The following is a 17,970-nucleotide window of genomic DNA, read 5'->3' as shown; positions in this document are numbered from 1 at the left end:
TGTTCGTTGGATCACAGACCGGTGGTAAAGCTGCCGCCATTGCCTACACCTTGATCGAAACGGCCAAACTGAACGGTATCGATCCGCAAGCATGGCTCGCCGACACACTTGCCCGCATCCCAGACTACAAGATCAACCGCGTCGACGACCTGCTCCCATGGAAAACCGCGCCATAGGGGCGGTCAGACCGGACGCTTACGGCGCAACTCTCTTGCCATGTCTTCCAAGGTGATCACCGTACCAGCTATCTCGGGCCATTCGCCGCCCCGTAGGATATTTCCGGATCGGCTGCCAAGCATGCGGCATGACAGGACATCGCGTGTTGGACAGGGATGTCAGCCCTGCCTCTCTCACGGCTCTATTGCAAAGCGGAATCGCCTTGCCTGGGTATGGGCTCTCCACCCGACATTAAGTGGGCTTAGCCTCCTGCGGGTGCGCGGCGTTCTCCACGAGCCGCCTGGTGACCAAGCGCATCACGGCCATGGCGAATTCGGGGTCTTCATATTGCAATCGCGTAAAGCGTTTCTCGTTGAGTTCATAGACAATCGTATCCTCCAGGCAACGAACCGTCGCCGACCGCGCGGCATTGCTGTTAAAGAAAGCCATCTCGCCGAAAATCTTCCCCGCGTCCACATATACATGCTGATCCTCGACTTCAACGCGACCCTCAGCCAAGTAATAAAGGCTGTCCACCGGATCGCCCTTATTGAAAATGACACCGCCCGCCTTGATGGCACTTTTTTTGCCGTAGGTCATAGCGGCGGAGAAATCAGGTTCCGAGTCATCCGTCAAATCTGTCACCAATCTGCGCAGTGCGATGATTTGGTAGAGGCGAAAGGCGTTCATGGAGAGCAAGAAGATTTCAATCGCCAGAAGCGGCCAGATCTGAAGCGCGACGCTATAGATGATGAAGCAGACAGACGACACCAGTGCGAGCATCCGCAGCCGGATCATTGAATGCATTGAGAAGGTGGCTATTTTCAACAGGACAGCGAGCCAGCCAACGGCCTCAATGATGTGGTGCGCGGTGATTAGTTCCATTGGCTTTTTTTCCTAATAAGCCCATCGAGCTAGGGTCCAATTCATGAAATGGGTAAGGCACTGCAGTGCAGTCACCACTTCCGTTAGGGACTATACAGGTCGAGGACGAGTTAACAAAAGAGTTTCACATCGGTGAGCAGGCATGTTTCAAGCTTTTACCTGCTATAGAGACCAGCTTTGAACGAGACCGAATGTCAGAAAAGAAGTAGGCGTTCTTTGAATAGCATATCCTGTTCGACCCCTGCACCAAACGAGCGCAACAAGGGGGAGATTCTGCGACAGGGTTTTGCCTCTTGGTGAGGATCATTGGTCTCCCGCGTGCTTCTTGAGAGTATACGCGATGAGGCTGCCATGGCCAAACAGGGGATGATGCTGGCGATGCCATATGTTATCCTGCGGAGGGTTGTTGATCAACCGCCAGCCCATCCAAATCGCGATTGATGCAAAGACGACGGTTCCAAGTGCCTGTCCGATCAGAACCCCAGGCGCACCCAGCAACATACCGCCAGCGACCACAAAGGGCCAAATGCCAAGCGTGTTTTGCCCCCAACTCAACCATGTCGAATAAGATGGGCGGCCCAGCGTATTAAACGAGGCGCTGGCGACGAATATAGCGCCACTGAAGAACGATGAAAGCGACACTGGAAAACAGTAGAGGAAAATCAGTGATTTCGTTAAGTTCTCGGCACCGAACAACTCGGCGATCGGGGCGCGGAGCACCAGCAATATCATGGTGATGAACATCACATAGATCGCAACAAACTTAAGAGCGTCGACATAAGCTCTTTTGACCCTATCCATATTGCCCGCGCCAAAATTCTGGCCGATGATCGGCCCGATGGTGCCCGAAAGTGCCCAAATTACTGAGAATGCAACCGGCGTCATCCTCCCGATCACCGCCATGCCAGCGACTGCCTCAGGGCCAAATTTCGACATTTCACGGGTAACGATCGCGGTGCCGATTGGCGTGGCCACGTTAGCTAATACTGCCCTAGAGGCGAAGTGTGAAACCGTCTGGAAATCACGCCAGAGCAACCTGATTCGTGGGTAAACAAAAGCATTGTGTCGGCGCAACGCCGGATAAAATGCGCAGCCGAGCGTAACGAACCTAGCTGCAACCGTCGCCCAGGCAGCGCCCTCCATGCCCATGTCCAAACCGAAGATCAATATAGGGTCAAGTACGGCGTTGGTCGCCGCCCCCAAAAGCGATGGGTACATCGCTAGCCTGTTCTCACCATAACAACGTAGTGCCGTTACCGCGACCATGGACAGCCCCGATACCCACGTAAATGGGACGATTATCCAAAGATAGGTTGCGGCCAGTTCGGCCACCTCACCCGTAGCCCCGAGAAGTCCTACAAAAAATTGAATATTCAACAATAAAATAAATGGTATAGCGAGCCCGGTAACCACAACAAACATCGCCGTGCTTGTGGCATATTCACGGGCCTCTTGCTCGTCGTCCTCACCGATTGACCGTGATACCAAGACACCTGCAGCTACCGATAGGCCGATATTGATAGAGCTGGTAAAGAACATTAGGGCGCTGGCATAGCCAGCTGCGGCGGCCATCTCCTCATACCCGAGCATCGAAATGAATATCAGGTCGATCAGATCGACCGCATAGATCGCCATCAGGCCAATGCTAGCCGTGAAAGATGACACCGACACGTGACGCATGATGCTGCCAGTGGTAAACACGGCATTTTTCTTGGTCGTCATCTCAAATCTCTCATAGTTGTGCCGACCATCGACTGCTTCAGCGATCTGAAGCCGCAGAAATCCGCTTTGCACTGAGCTAATATACAAGAATTAGTCGGTCTTGTCTGAGAAAACGGCCTTGAGACGGGCAGGGTGGCTTCGTAACCTTGCTATAATGACAAAATGCGCCCTTTTTAGGCATTTAAAAACTAGCCCCGGGATCATTCGCCCGGCTGTGATGTTGTGCGTCCGGTTTCGACTATTACTTCGCAAGGTACTGTAAGAGCAAACCAGTTTGAGATGGGTAGAGTGGTTCCGTAACGTCGTCGGATGACCAAACCTGATCCATTTCGCTATTTCAAAACGAGCCGTGAGATTATCCGCCTGGCGGTGATGTTGTACGTACGGTTTCCACTGACGCTGCGCAATGTGGAAGATCTGCTTCATGAGCGCGGCATCGATGTGAGCCATGAAGCTGTGAGATACTGGTGGCATAGTTTCGGTCCGCTGTTCGCTGCCGAGATCCGAAAGCGCCGAATTGCGAGCATGAAATCCAGTCGCTGGCGCTGGCACCTGGACGAGGTGTTTGTAAAAATTAACGGTGAGCGACACTACCTATGGCGCGCGGTCGATCATGAAGGCGAAGTCCTGGAAAGCTTTGTGACAAAGACGCGCGATAAGCAGGCCGCATTGAAATTTTTAAAGAAAGCAATGTGCAAGCATGGTCAGCCGGAGGTTGTCGTCACGGACCGACTGCGTTCATACGGAGCGGCGCTGAAGGAAATTGGTGCGGAACACCGCTAAGAAACCGGCCGCTGGCTGAACAATCGAGCAGAGAATTCAAATCTGTCGTTTCGACGACGAGAGATGGCCATGTTGCGGTTCCGACGGATGCGAAGTCTACAAAAGTTCGCCGCTGTCCACGCCTCGATTTACAACCTGTTCAATTCGGAAAGAAGCCTCAACTCCGGACCAAACCTCAAGCTCAACCGCGCAGCAGCTCTTTCTGAGTGGCGTGGTCTTGGCGCGGGATAAATGGCGGCCTCACTGCCCATTCAGAGACTGGTTCGAATTGTTCTGACAGCACCCTCCAGAGCCACTGTCCTTGTAGCGACGAGTTCATATTGGTCTGCTAGCACTCAAATAGAGAAGTCTTAGGGGCTCAGGTCAGCGGCCGTAAAGCTTGGCAAAAGCGCTTTGTCCTGTAACACTCAGTCTTGCATCGAAAAGATTGTCACGATTCGCAATTCGCTAGTCTCAATTCAGAGAAATGCGTTTTTGCCGATTACTAGGTGAAAGGGTGCGCATTATTTAGGTTGGGCCAGTTTTGCATGATTGAAGCGGGGAATGCTGCCTGACAGAACAGGGGAGAGGTTTAGATGACCTGCGAAAAAAGTCCGGCGCACGTGTGACCGTATGGTCGCTCCGGGTCAAATTTCAACGGCACACCTAGCGACGAATTTGGCGCAGGGTTACTCGTATGGCCAAACGATTTATGCCACTGAATGCGGCGCCAACGGTCACGGCAGGGTGCCGAATCCACCGCGAGAGGTATGTTCGTGAGCGATACCCGCCCAGCAGATGCAGTTTCAGAAGCCGAAAACAGTGCGTCGGTCTCATATGCTGTTCTGGACCAGACGATTTGGGCGCGGTTTCAGGATGCGGGATCAGTTGGGGACTATCTTGAATCTTGGCTTGGCATCCTGACACGGAACGTCGACGGCATGGCGACGGGGCTGCTTGTCGCGACCGAAGAATTGGATGTCGGCCCATTCGAACCGGTGGCGCAATGGCCGACAGGTGGGGCGATCAGCGAGGACCTGAGCCGCGCCGCGGGTGAAGCCGTTCGCACTCGGCAAAGCGTCGTGTTTGGTGAGGGTACTGAGCGCCGCGTTCTCGCCTATCCGATCATGGCACTTGACGGCTTGTTTGGCGCTATCGCCATTCATGTTCCAAAGACAGGGGTGGCAACCTCTGCGCTGTTTCGGCGCATACAATGGGGCGCGGGCTGGATCGAGTTATTGCTTCGGCGGGAGCAGGAGGCAAAAGATGGCGATCTGCGCGAACGGGTTACCGTTGCCTTTGACATGCTCGCGACGTTGCTTGAACGTCATCGGCTGGACGAAGCGGCATCGGCGCTGGTCACGGAACTTGCGCGTAGAATGGACTGTGAAACCGTCAGCCTGGGATTGCGCAAGGGGCGCCGTATCAAGGTGCAGGCTGTATCTAGCGCCGCCAGTTTCGGGCGGCGCGCAAGCCTGATTCGCGAAGTTGCCCACGCCATGGTCGAGGCGACGGATCAGGAAGCGGTGATCCTCTGGCCTGAGCCCGAAGATTGGGAATTTCGCGTGGCTATCGCTCATGCAGATCTGGCCAAATCTCATGATGTCGGCTCGACTTTGACCATTCCGCTGGTGTCGGGTGACGATATTGTCGGCGCATTGACGTTCGAGCGCCGCGAAGATCTCCCGTTCACGGCACGCGACATCGAAGTCGCGGATGGGGTCGCAAGCATCGTCGGCCCTATAATCGAAGACAGGCGCCTTGCTGACAGGTGGCTGCCACACAAGATTGCGTCGACAGCATTACGATATGCAAAGGCCCTTCTGGGCCCGTCACACTTCGGTGCGAAACTTGCCACGCTTCTGGTGGGAGCAGTGGCGGCAACGCTTTGGTACGGCACCATTGACTATTCGATCAGTGCACCGGCCCGCCTCGAAGGGACAATTCAGCGCAGCGTGGTTGCCCCATTCAACGGTTATCTTGCTACTCAGCGCGCGCGGGCCGGCGATCTCGTTGGGGCTGATCAGGTTCTGGCCATTCTCGACGAAAAGGATTTGTCGCTCGAACGGCTGCGGCTTGGAACAGCTCTCAGTCAGCGCCGCCGCGAGCTTGACCGCGCCATCGCGACACGGGATCTGGCGGAAGCCAACATCATACGCGCCCAGTTGGAACAGGCCGAGGCACAAATTTCTCTGATCGACGAACAGCTTGCCAGAACGCGTATCACGGCCCCGTTTTCGGGGTATGTGGTCGAGGGTGATTTGTCTCAATCTGTGGGAGCGTCGATTGAGCGCGGGCAGACCTTGTTCCGGATCGCCCCACTTGACGGGTTTCGCGTCGTGCTCGAAATTGACGAGGCCGACATTCGTGCAGTCGAAGAAGGCCAGATCGGCAGTTTGCGTCTCGCGGCTTTCCCCGAAGAGCCATTGGATTACAAGGTTAAGGTGATTACGCCACTGGCGCGGCAGGGCGAAGGGCGCAACTTCTTTCGGATCGAGGCCGAACTACTCGGAGACATTGAGAAGCTGCGACCGGGCATGGAGGGAATCTCGCGGACGACGATCGATGAACGTCGGCTGGGCTGGGTTCTATTGCATGATCTCGGTGACTGGATGCGCCTGAAACTGTGGTCCTGGCAGCCATGAGCGCTCAGAGGAACTGGACCAGCGCTTCGTGGTATCGCGTGTCAGACTTCCGGCCGCGCCTGCGCCGACACGCCCGCATTCACCGGCACCTTTACCGTGGCGATGTCTGGCATGTTTTGCAGGACAGGGCATCGGGGCGCTTCCACCGATTTCGACCTGCTGCCTATCGGCTGATCGCCATGATGAACGGCACAAGGACGCTGGAGGAAATCTGGGAACACGCCGTCGACAAAATGGACATCGACGCGGTGACACAGGATGAACTGGTTCGTCTTGTGGGGCAGTTATATTCGGCCGATGTGCTGACTGGCGACGTGCCGCCAGATATCATCGAACTTTCCGATCGCGGACGCCGGACAAAGCGCAGCAAGATCATCAAGAGCCTGATCAACCCGCTGGCGCTCCGTGTTCCGGTCTTTGATCCCAACGGATTCCTTAACGCCACGATGCCGATCGTGCGCCCGCTGTTTTCATGGTTCGGGTGGCTTCTCTTCTTCGGGATCACTGCCTATGCGATCGTCCTGGCTGCGTTGAGTATCGAGGTGCTTACGGAAAACGTGGCCGACCGTGTTCTGTCGGCCGAGAACCTTGTTCTTCTCTTGATCGCCTATCCGCTCATCAAGGCGTTTCATGAACTTGGACATTGCTATACCATCAAGCGATGGGGGGGGGACGTGCATGAAATCGGAATCATGTTCCTCGTCTTCATGCCGGTTCCCTATGTCGATGCCTCGGCAAGCATAGCGTTTCAAAGCAAGTGGCAGCGCGCCCTGGTTGGCGCGGCGGGGATCCTTGTCGAGATTTTTCTGGCGAGTGTGGCGATGATTGTCTGGACCGGGGCGGAAGAAGGTCTGGTCCGTGCCTTTGCCTTCAACGTAATGCTGATCGGCGGGATTTCGACGCTTCTTTTTAACGGTAACCCGCTGCTGCGCTTCGACGGTTACTATGTGCTATGCGACCTTATCGAGATACCCAATCTGGGGCAGCGGGCGAACAAATACCTCGGCTATCTCGTACAGCGTTACGTTTTCGGCTCCTCCTATGCCGAGAGCCCGGTGAGCGCCCGCAACGAACGTAGCTGGTTCGTTTTTTATGCCATCGCCGCATATATTTACCGGCTGTTTATCACCGCCGCGATCATCGGGGTCGTTGCAACGAGATTCTTTTTCGTGGGGATCGCGCTTGCCGCATGGGCGCTTTTCCTTATGCTGATCTTCCCAATCCTCAAGGGCATCTGGTTCGTTTTCACGAGCCCGACACTGCGCCGTAAACGTGGCAGGGCTCTAGGTGCGACCGGGATATTTGTTGCCGGGCTTGCCACATTGCTTTTGGTCACTCCCGTGCCGCACAACACCCTCGCCGAGGGAATTGTCCTGCCGGACTCAGGCTCCTACGCGAACGCGACAGCCGACGGAATTGTTGAAGCTGTCTATGTCTCGGAAGGCCAGATTGTCGCTGCCGGGGCTCCACTTGTCGGCCTGTCCGATCCCCTTGTTTCGGCGCGGCTTGAACTAGTAAATGCGCGCATTGTCGAGATTGAGCGGCGGATTGCAGCCGAAAATTTGTTCGACCAGACTGCCGTTCGCATCATGGAAGAAGAACTCAAGGCTGCACAGGCAGACCGGGCGCTGATCCGTCAGCGCATTGCAGAGATGATCGTCCGTGCACCGGCGAGTGGTAAGGTCATCCTGCCAGTCTCAACCGATCTTCTTGGCCGTTTCGCTCAGCGCGGCGACCTGCTTGCGGTGGTTGCACGGTTTGAGGATCCGGTCGTGCGGGTTGTCGTTCCGGAAGCTCAAGCCGATCTTGTGCGATCCGGAACGCAGGGGCTCGGTGTCAGGCTGTCCTCGAATCCGGACCTGACCTATCCAGCTTCGGTGTCGCGAACCCTGCCCGGGTTGACGCGCGCGCTGCCCTCACGTGCCCTTTCGACGGAAGGGGGCGGCCGGTTTGCCCTCGATCCGGCGACACCGCGCGACCAGAATTTAGCTCTGGAACCGGTTTTGCTGCTCGACCTAACACTCGATGCAGCCCCTCAATTGTCAGTTTACGGCGAACGTGCCTATGTCCGTTTTAGTCATGGTGAAACCCCGTTAGCGTCCCGCATCTACCGTGCGGGCGTCCGTGTATTCCTGAAATACTTCGCATCGCTTGATGCCGGAGTTTGAAATTAAGAACGACCAACAGAGAGAGAGAAGGAAGATTTCATGGCGACCCAACTGCTCTTTTACAAAAATGCGCGCCCGGTCACGGTCAAAGCGCATGGTGATCTCAGCGTTCGCGGCACGGACGGCTACGGATTTGCGTCCAAGGTCAACTCGGTTCCGCTGACAGCAATCGAATTTGCGGCTGCGGCGGGGCATTACCCAATCGTTTTCGCCGGAACCGAAGAAAAGGTGATGCCGACGGTGATCCTTGGCGTGAAGGATCACGAGAACTTCTTCGTGGGCGAAGACGGAAACTGGAGAGCTCAGACCTATGTGCCCGCTTTCGTCCGGCGCTATCCTTTCGTATTTTCTACCGACAGGGAGAACAATAATTTCATTCTGAACATCGACGAGGGCTACTCAGGCTGCAATCGCGACGGCAGTGGTGAGCGGCTCTTCGATTCCGAGGGAAACCAGACGATCTACCTGCAAAACATCCTGCGGTTCCTGCAGGAATATCAGGGCCAGTTCCGTCGGACCGAGACCTATTGCAAACGGCTCATGGATCTTGGACTGCTTCAGCCGATGCAGGCGCAGTTCAATCTTGCTGATGGCGAGCGCCGGTCACTTTCGGGGTTCATGTCGGTCGACCGCGAAAAACTGCGTAAAATCGATGATGAAACCTTGCGGCAGATGTTCGATACCGATGAGCTCGAATGCACATACCTGCATCTTCATTCGATGCGGCACTTCCAGACGATGTTGACGCAGTTCGCCAACTCGGACCCGCAGGCCGCTGCACCCGCTGATGACGGCGATGCGCCAGAGAAGGCAGAGCTCGAATCCGAAGACAGTTGACGGCGATGTCGTCGGACACTGCTCTGATCGGGGTCGCCCCGCCACAGGTTCGGTTCTACCCCGAACGGGCGGACCGGGATCCCCAGTGGCTTGATGAATTGGGCGAAAGCGCGTTACGCGCGCTTTCGCAGCCGCTGCGCGCAACGTCCGCTCCGTTTCGGGTCTGGTATGATCTTCTCCGGATCAATCGGATTTCGCGTCGGTTGAGGGAGTTGAGCGATGCGGACTTCGAAGACGAGATCAGGCGTGCCCGGGTCCGGCTCAGGCGGGACATGTTGTCGAACCGGTCAATCTGGCTTGGCATTGCTCTGACACGCGAAACCACATTCAGGACCTTGGGCCTGCGCCACCACGGTGTTCAGGTGCGCGGCGCACTGGCGATGCTGCGTGGTTCGCTGATTGAAATGGACACCGGCGAAGGTAAGACGATCACTGCGGCCTTGGCGGCGGCGACCGCTGCGCTGGCGGGCATTCCCACCCATGTGATCACCGTGAACAACTATCTCGCGGAACGCGACGCCAACACCCTTAGCCAGATCTACGAACGGCTCGGCCTGCGCATCGGCGTCATCCTCGAAGACATGAAACCCGATGACCGGAGGCAGGTTTACCGGGCGGATATCGTCTACGCATCGAACACTGAAATCGCCTTCGACTACCTGCGTGACCGCATTACATTCGGGCGCGAAGGTCCGCGGGGCACGCGGGCCAAGTTGCGGCGCGTGGCCCAACCGATGGCCACGGAAAATCCCGTGATGCGCGGGCTGTCTTTTGCCATAGTCGATGAGGCTGACAGCGTTCTGGTCGACGAAGCGCGAACGCCGTTGATCATCTCGCGGCAAAGCGATCCCGAAGCCGAGGCTGTCTGGACCCGTGTGGCTCTGGACATCGCGCAGGCGCTGGAACGCGGGAAGGATTTTATTGTGATCGGTGATGAGCGGCGGCTGCGGCTGACCGACCGGGGGCGGACGACTATCGGCAAGATCGCCGCGGGACGATCCGGGATTTGGGAAAGCCCAATCCGGCGCGAGGAAGTGATCAGCCAGGCGCTGTCTGTGCTTTATATATTCAAGAATGGCGAACAGTATCTGGTCAATGACGGCAAGGTACAGATCATTGACGAATACACCGGACGGCTTCAACCAGACAGGTCATGGTCGGACGGACTACATCAACTTGTCGAAGCCAAGGAAAATGTAGAGATTACGGGACAGAACCTTGTCATGGCACGGATGACCTACCAGCGTTTCTTCCGGCGCTACATGCAGTTGTCAGGCATGACCGGGACGGCCCGCGAGGTGAAGGGGGAACTTCATTCGGTCTTCGGGCTGGCGACTGTGCGAATTCCCCCACACCGACGGTCACGGTTGCGGTTTCGCCGTCCACGCGTTTTTCGCAAGACATCCCAGAAGTGGAAGTTTGTAGCTCAGGAGGTGGCGCGCGAAGTATCGCTTCGGCGGCCCGTGCTGATCGGAACGCGTTCGGTCGCGGCCTCGCGCGAGGTGTCGGCGGCATTGGAGTTGGCCGGGTTGGCCCATGAAGTGCTGAATGCTGAAACGGTGGCGGAAAGCGCGCGGATCATCGCGGATGCAGGCAAGACGGGCCGTATCACCGTGGCAACCAATATGGCGGGCCGTGGCGTCGATATTGCGCTTGAGGATGAGGTCGTGAAGGCCGGGGGGCTGCACGTCATCCTGACCGAACGGCACGATGCGGGTCGGATTGACCGGCAATTGGCAGGACGGTGCGCGAGACGTGGGGAACCGGGGTCATTTTCGACTGTCTTGTCGCTTGAAGATCCGTTGCTTGATGTGATCGAGGCCCCGGTTCTGAAAACGCTTGCGCAGTTGCCCTATATCACGATTGGTTTGCGGTTACGTCTTTTTGATCGGGCGCAAAAACGTGCCGAGAAAGTTCATGCGCGCGCGCGGCGGGATCTCGTACGCCAAGACCGGCGGTTGAACCAGCTCTTATCTTTTGCAGGAGGAATGGAATGATCAGGTTTCTGGTAATCCCTGTCGTGGCAATGGCATCTTTGCCGGTGCAGGCGCAGGGGTTCGATTGTCTTATGGATCCTGCTGAAGTGATTGAACTGGGAAGCCCGGTCGCAGGATTGCTTGATGAAGTTCTTGTGGATCGCGGTGACATCGTCACCAAAGGGCAGGTGGTGGCACGCCTCAATTCTGCGGTTGAACAAAGCACCGTCGAATTGTTGCGCACCCGTGCCAATTCGACTGCCGTCATAGACGCGCAAAGCGAGCAACTTGCCATGGTCGAAAAAAGGTTCGAGCGGATCAAGGGACTTCGCGAAAAGAAAATCGCTACCGTCGAGGCCTATGACCAGGTCGAAGCCGAGCGGATCGCTGCACGAAGCCTTCTCTTCCAGGCAGAGCTCAACCGCGAAATCGCCGAGCAGGAACTTCAGCGCGCCGAGATCATTTTACAGCAACGCACCATTCGCAGTCCGGCAGACGGTGTAGTGGATTCACGCAATCTGGTGCCCGGTGAATACGTCGGGACCGACGATCACCTGCTGACGATCCTCAAGCATGACCCGCTCATTGTCGAAGCTTTCTTGCCTGTGGAAGAATACAGCCACATCACCGTCGGTGATGGCGCGACCGTGCATCCGGCACCACCGCTGGAGGGCAGTTTTGCCGCGACGGTAACCTCGATTGACAGTGTGTTCGATGCCGCAAGCGCGACTTTTTCGGTGTTTCTTGAACTGCCAAACCCGGATCGGGCTCTGCCGGCCGGGCACCGTTGCACGCTGACTTTCGACCCGGCATGATGCCTTTAGAACTCGTTTGATCCGAATTTGACTCATCTTTTTCGAGTTTTGGATCGCTGGGGAAAGCAAGAGTTATCTTGGGGAAATCCATAAATCGCTCCAATTTTTCTTAAAATTGTGTATAGTTGCAACATGAGTCCGAGCGTGAAATATTGTTAGGGCACATTTTTTGCTGCTCATTTTCGAAGCCGGGTTTTTTTGTAATGCTTTGAAAAAGAGATGAAATTCGGGGGGACAGTCCATGGCATTTCCATTCGGAACTAAGGCATTTTCTGCGGGTGCGACAAAGGTCGATCAGGCCGATGTGAGTAGAGCCCGATCCCGATCCTCTTGGCTTTCAACTGAATCTCGACATCGTCTCCTGCGGGCATTCCGTGCTGCGCAGGACGGACGTGTCCCCGTCAAAGTGTCGGCTGTGACGCTCGAGGCACTTGAGCCGCGCTACCTTCTCTCCGCTGATCTCATTCCGATGACCGACCTCAACAGCGACGGTGGCGATAGCTGGACACTGGAGTTCGACGCGACAGCGCTCGCGTTCAAAATCTACGACGACGAAACCGGAGATCTGGTCCACGAGAAAGCGCTGGCAGATACGACCGAAATGACGATCTTCGGGACGGATGGAAATGACCGGCTGACACTGGATATCTCGGGTGATTTCCCGGCAGGCGTGTCAATCCTGTTTGACGGCGGTCTGGGCGACGACTCGGTCGTCGGCCCGGCAGAAAACACCGCATGGTATGTGGATGGCCAGAACACTGGTACCGTGAAGGGTCTTCGTTTTGAGGCCGTGGAAAGACTCGAAGGCGCGGCAGACACCGACGATACGTTCTACGTCTCTGCTGAGGGCGGGCTGGACGGTGGGGTTGACGGCGGCGACGTCGGCTACGACACGCTGGTCGTCGATGCGTCTGGTGCGAACACCGTAGAATATATTGCCACCGGTCCGACCTCGGGAGCGGTGGTTGTGGATGGCAAATCGCTGAACTTTACAGGTTTGGAACCTGTCACGGTCACGGGCGGCGACGAGATCGTAGTCGATCTTTCGGCAGTATCTGACGATGCGGTGCTTACACAGGATGGCCACCAGATCACGGTAGGGAACAACGCCCCTTCGCCGATTCCGACTTTTGAAGAAGTCACGTTCGATGTCCCGGCCATCAGCTTGACGATCAACCTGAAAGATGATCAGGGCACTGTCTTTGCCGACCTTCTGCCGGATGTGCCAGAGATTGCCGGTATAGATCTCAATCAATTCCTGGCGGGTGATCTTCTGACGATCGAAGGGGCGGTCGATCTGGGCGGCGCCGACTTCACCGTAAACGGCGATGATGGTGCGGGCGGTGACGACGGACTGGATACCGTTGTCTTCGAAGGAAGCCTGGTCACGACCGGGGCCATTGTTGTTAATGCCGAGAACATTAGAGTCGCGGCGGGTGGATTGGTTTCGGGTGGATCAGTCACCTTCAACGCCGAAGCGGAAGGCAACGGGCTGATTCCGACTGGTCCGGTTGACGGCTTCATTTTGGCATCGCCGATTGCCGAAATCAGCATTCTCGGATCTGTGGCGTCCACTGCGGGCGACATTGTGATGGCTGCGAGTGCACTCGTCGACGTGAAGGCCAGCTCGTTCTCGCTTGGGCCGATTGGCGGATCAATCGTCGTGGGCCTGCCACAGGCATCGATCATGCTCGGTGTTGCCGGTGACTTACTCTCGGCTGCGGTTCTTTCCGCGGCCGGCGGGGCGGTCGATCTGGATACGGCTGTGACCGTCACGCTAACCGGCGAAGATGACGCCGACGGTTCGGATGACGATACGGCGACCGATGCGGCCATCGCTCTGACGACGCTCTTCACCGACTCGATTATCGGTGTGTTCGGCACCTCGACCATCAACGACACGGCCGGTGTTGATTTGCATGCGACGACAACCTTGAATACAATCACCATTGCCGACGGAGAGGGCGGCACGGCGGGTGCCTCCGTCGCGGCGACCGTCGCCGACGTGGAAACTTCGGTTGCGGTCGGCGACAGCGCATCTATCGGCGGAACGACCACCCCCACCCCCAGCCCCAGCCCCACCACCATTGCGCTTGCGGCGACCACCACCAGCACGCTTGTGACGACGGCCACCTCGACGTCGGGCGGGGCCGACGCCAGTGCAGGTGGCGACAACGAGTCCGAGAAACAGCTGAAGGATCCCCTCAAGGATGGGGAAGGGGTCGGCAACGATTCCGACAAGGCCGAATCATCTGGCGACAACATTTCTTTTGCGGGCGCGGTTGTCGTCTCGGTCTATTTGTCCGAGACGTCCGTCCTCGTCGATACCGGCGGCAGCATCTCGACCGTGGGTGGCGGCAGCGTCAGCCTGACCGCACTTCAAACCGATACGATTACCTCGTCGGCCAGCGGCATCAACACTGGTGAAACGGCAACAGGCGTTGGCATCGCGGTTGGTATCGGTGTCGTTGATGCAGACGTGACGACGCATCTGGGCGGAACAACCTCATATAACACCGGCAGCGTCCTCGCGACCGCAACGCTTGATGGCTCTGGCGGCTACTCGCTCACGACTGTGTCCGGCGCGGGCAATCCCACGAAGACCAGCGTGGCCGGGGCGCTGATCCTGCATTTCGTAACCACGGATGTGGAGTCGCTCGTTCTCGACGGCGCTCTCATCGGATTCAACGGGGCCGATCTGTCGCTGATTGCAAGCAGTACGACCAACGTCACGTCGAGCGCGACACCCAATGAAGACACGGGTGGTGGCGCAAGCCTGGGGGTCGGGGCGGCCTTCGTTCTCTACAAGGGCGTGAATACTACGCGCGCCGAGATTGTCGGGGATGCGCTGGACGATGCGGCTTATGCTGGCGAGGATGTGTCAGGTCTCGATGTTCTTTCACTCATGGCAACGGGCAACCACACCGATGCGACGACGGCCAGGGCCGGGACAAGCGGGTCGGGGTCGGGCAACGGCACGACCATTGGAGGCGCGATTGCTGTAGCGATCGTCGATAACGTGACGACGGCCGATCTGGGCACCAGCGGCAAGCTCGTGACCACGGGCGATGTGTCAGCGACAGCGGATAACACCGGTGCAAGCATGACCTTGGCCGGCGGCGACGTGTCAGGCGGAGCCACCGCGATCGGTGCGGGAATTGTGCTGGCGTTTGTCGATAACCGCGCGTCCTCCAAGGCGCGGCGCGATATCGACAGCGGCGGTACGGTTGCTCTCGTGGCCAAGAACGCCAGCAAGTCGGTTGCGCAATCTGTAGCGACGGCAGAGGGCGAAGAAGCTGACAAGGATGGTAAAAACGCCAATTCGCAGGCCAGCGATCAGGAAAATTTTGCAGCGGGAAAGACCGGTTCCGATCTGGCCAGCAAGAAGAAAAGCAAGGATACCACCGCAACCGGTGAAGGTGGCGGTAACGTCAGCGTTGCGGCGGCCCTGTCGCTGAATGTCACCAATGCCGAGGCCATTACCGAGGTCGAAGACGTCACGATCGACGCAGACGGGCTCACGCTGGCATCCACGAACAACATGGAAGCCGACGCTGTCGCTGACGGCTCTGCCTCCGCGAGCAGCGGAACAGGCGTCGGGATCGCGGTTGCGATCAATGTCGGCGCAATGACCAACACCGCTACGGTGGCCAACGGGGCGGATCTGAATCTTGGCAGTGACGGCATCACGCTGTCTGCCAAGATGCGCAATGTCGGTGGCGATACCACTCACGGGTCCGGCGCCTCGGCACTTTCGGGCGTTTCCGGTACCGCCGATACGGGAGTGGCCGGCTCATTCGCGCTTTCGATTACCGATCTCGATACACGCGCAGCGCTTGAGGCTGGTTCGGACACCAATATCACCGGTGGTGGCGACGTGACGCTCGATGCGGAATCCAAGTCAGAAGCGCCCGAACGGGATGGTGCTGCGGATACCGCAGATGCGGTGACCGATGCCGTTGCGGCGGGCGCCGAAAGTGCCGGTGCCAATACGACCGGTGTTGGCGTGTCGATCGCTATCGGGGTCGAGGACACGCATACCGAGGCCGAAGTGGCGGATGGTGCGATCCTGGTCGGAGCGAACGACCTGACGCTGGACGCGCTCGGTGATCATGAGACACAAACTATTGCAAACTCTGGCGCGACCGGTGGTGGCACCACCGGGGCGGGTTCCCTTGCCATCGCGGTCGTGAACCGTGAGACACTTGCGCGTGTTGGCACGGGTGGAACACTGGTACTCGGCGGAACGCTTGACGCCTCGGCCGACCACTCGGGCAAGAGCGTGGCCAAAGCCGACAGTCGTGTGAAAGGGTCAGGCACAGCCGTCGGCTTTACGATCGGCGTGGCCTATGTAGACGACATTGGCAGCGTGTCGCTGGAGCGCGACGTGACCGCTGACGGATCGGTCAAGCTGAAAGCCGATGCTGACGGATCGTCGACCATGGAGGTCTTTGCGTCGGCAGAAGGTGCCGATAAGAACAAGACGAGCAAGACATCGGCCGATGAACAGAAAAACTCGGCGACTACGGTCGGACAGAGCAAATCCAGCACCTCGACCGGCGGCAAAACGTTAACCGGTTCGAAGAGCGCCAACAAAAATGGCAACTCGGTCTCGGTCGCCGCTGCGATTGGTGTCAACGTCGCCTTCCTGACGGCGTCGGCGTCTGTCGCCGACGGGCTGACCATCATTGCGGATGATGACGACAACGATGCCGGTACGGGTGTTGTCTCGGTCGAGACAAGCGCCAACCAGACAGCGACCACGGAGGCCGACGGCAGCGCCAAGGGTGAAGCGGGCGGCACTGCCGTCGGGATCGCCGTGTCGGTCAATGTCGGCATCATGTCAAACCGCGCCATTATCGGCGACGGGACCAATATCACCGCCGATGGGCTGAGTCTGGCGGCGACGATGCGCTCTCTTTCGGGCGATGTGAAACACAGCTACGGGGCCGTCTCCATGTCCGGGGCGTCCAGTGGCAGTACCGGTGTGGCCGGTTCTTTCGCGCTTAGTGTGGCCGATACCACCACCGAAGCCATCTTTGGCGCCGACCAGGATGGCATGGATGACGGGGCCGCCGATCTGACGCTGAGTGGCGGTGCAGTCGTACTGAACGCGGTGAACACGACCGAGAACACAACGGATGCCGAAGGCACCTCGCAGGCCAAGAAAAAGGCCGGGACATCCGGCGGTTTCAGCGCTGGCATCTCTATTGCGCTCGGAATTACACTTAACGAAACGGTTGCGCGTTTCGAAGACGGCGCCTCTGTCACCGGCACGACGAACGGGTTCACCATCGAGGCCAAGAGCGACGACACGGTCAAGACCGACGCAAAGGCGGGTTCGCAAGGCTCTGCGGCCACCAATATCGGTGGTGCGGTTGCCGTATCGTATGTGGAAAATGACACCAAGGCTTCGACCGGCACCCAGGCCATTGGCGATGGTGCGATCGGTCTTGGTGGCGGTGATTTCCGCGTGAAGGCTGAACATGACGGTGAAGTTACCACAACCTCCGACGGTGAGGTTTCGGGCGGCAAGACCGGGATCGGCATCTCGCTCGCGCTGAATATTGTTCAGGTGGACACCGATGCGCTGGCGGGGCGCGACGCCTCAGGCGGTGGCACGGTGATGATCCTGGCCGACAGCGATGTCGACGTAACTTCAGAAGCCAAGGCCGGTGCCGAAGGCCAGTCCAGCAGCAAGGGCACGTCTGATCAGGAAACCACCGAGAATTCGAATTTCGCCAAGGACCAGTCTGGCGGGTCTGCAACACCCACGGCGAATGGTGACAGCAATGTAACCGATGGGTCGCTGGATCAGGCCGACAGCAATTCCACGGCACAGTCCGGCAAGGCCACGGGCGGCAAGGCCGGCACCAAGGTCGCCGCTGCGGTCGTGGTCAACTACCTCGACCTCGACAATACCGCGACTATCAAGTCCGGCACCTCGCTGACAGGTACCGGCGCTGTGACCGTGGCGGCCGACATGGCCGTGGATACCCGCGCC

General features: G+C 57.9%; 9 protein-coding genes and 1 pseudogene (1 of these 10 only partly in view). 8 read left to right on the top strand and 2 right to left on the bottom strand.

Translation table 11 applies throughout. The annotated features are described in order from the left end of the window. Positions 1–176: transposase domain-containing protein (locus ROG8370_RS14240; RefSeq protein WP_139838167.1), on the top strand; the 176-nt coding region annotated here is incomplete at its 5' end. Positions 177–408: 232 nt separating this feature from the next. Here ROG8370_RS14240 and ROG8370_RS14235 read toward each other — a convergent pair. After that, positions 409–1,041: a cyclic nucleotide-binding domain-containing protein gene (locus ROG8370_RS14235; RefSeq protein WP_085827849.1), complete on the bottom strand. Its 633-nt coding sequence runs from the start codon at positions 1,039–1,041 to the stop codon at positions 409–411. A gap of 303 nt (positions 1,042–1,344) precedes the next feature. Beyond that, entirely contained in the window at positions 1,345–2,763 is a 1,419-nt protein-coding gene (locus ROG8370_RS14230) for an MATE family efflux transporter (RefSeq protein ID WP_085827848.1), read from the bottom strand. A 309-nt stretch (positions 2,764–3,072) separates the two neighbouring features. Here ROG8370_RS14230 and ROG8370_RS14225 point away from each other — a divergent pair. The 7 genes and pseudogenes from ROG8370_RS14225 to ROG8370_RS14195 all read left to right on the top strand — a co-directional run. Further along, positions 3,073–3,777 (top strand): annotated as a pseudogene (locus ROG8370_RS14225) (IS6 family transposase). 524 nt (positions 3,778–4,301) lie between these two features. After that, entirely contained in the window at positions 4,302–6,170 is a 1,869-nt protein-coding gene (locus ROG8370_RS14220) for a GAF domain-containing protein (protein ID WP_170925255.1), read from the top strand. 179 nt (positions 6,171–6,349) lie between these two features. Further along, positions 6,350–8,338 carry an efflux RND transporter periplasmic adaptor subunit gene (locus ROG8370_RS14215; protein WP_245827399.1) on the top strand — a complete coding sequence of 663 codons (1,989 nt, stop codon included), beginning with the start codon at positions 6,350–6,352 and terminating at the stop codon, positions 8,336–8,338. A 39-nt stretch (positions 8,339–8,377) separates the two neighbouring features. After that, on the top strand, positions 8,378–9,175 hold the full coding sequence (locus tag ROG8370_RS14210) for a SapC family protein (RefSeq protein WP_085827846.1): 798 nt from the start codon (positions 8,378–8,380) through the stop codon (positions 9,173–9,175). A 5-nt stretch (positions 9,176–9,180) separates the two neighbouring features. Further along, positions 9,181–11,172, top strand: coding sequence for a preprotein translocase subunit SecA (locus ROG8370_RS14205; RefSeq protein ID WP_085827845.1), 1,992 nt, complete (start codon positions 9,181–9,183; stop codon positions 11,170–11,172). Next, a complete protein-coding gene (locus ROG8370_RS14200) occupies positions 11,169–11,966 on the top strand; it encodes an efflux RND transporter periplasmic adaptor subunit (RefSeq protein WP_085827844.1) in 798 nt (265 codons plus the stop codon). The genes ROG8370_RS14205 and ROG8370_RS14200 overlap by 4 nt, the downstream gene beginning before the upstream one ends. 415 nt (positions 11,967–12,381) lie before the next feature. Next, positions 12,382–17,970 carry the beginning of an LEPR-XLL domain-containing protein gene (locus tag ROG8370_RS14195; RefSeq protein ID WP_170925254.1) on the top strand. It continues 23,283 nt past the right edge of the window, so 5,589 of the gene's 28,872 nt are visible here — the first part of the coding sequence; it begins with the start codon at positions 12,382–12,384; the stop codon falls past the right edge of the window.

The organism is Roseovarius gaetbuli, assembly GCF_900172365.1.
GTDB classification, from domain to species: Bacteria; Pseudomonadota; Alphaproteobacteria; order Rhodobacterales; family Rhodobacteraceae; genus Roseovarius; species Roseovarius gaetbuli.
This window is presented reverse-complemented; position numbering and strand designations above follow the sequence as displayed.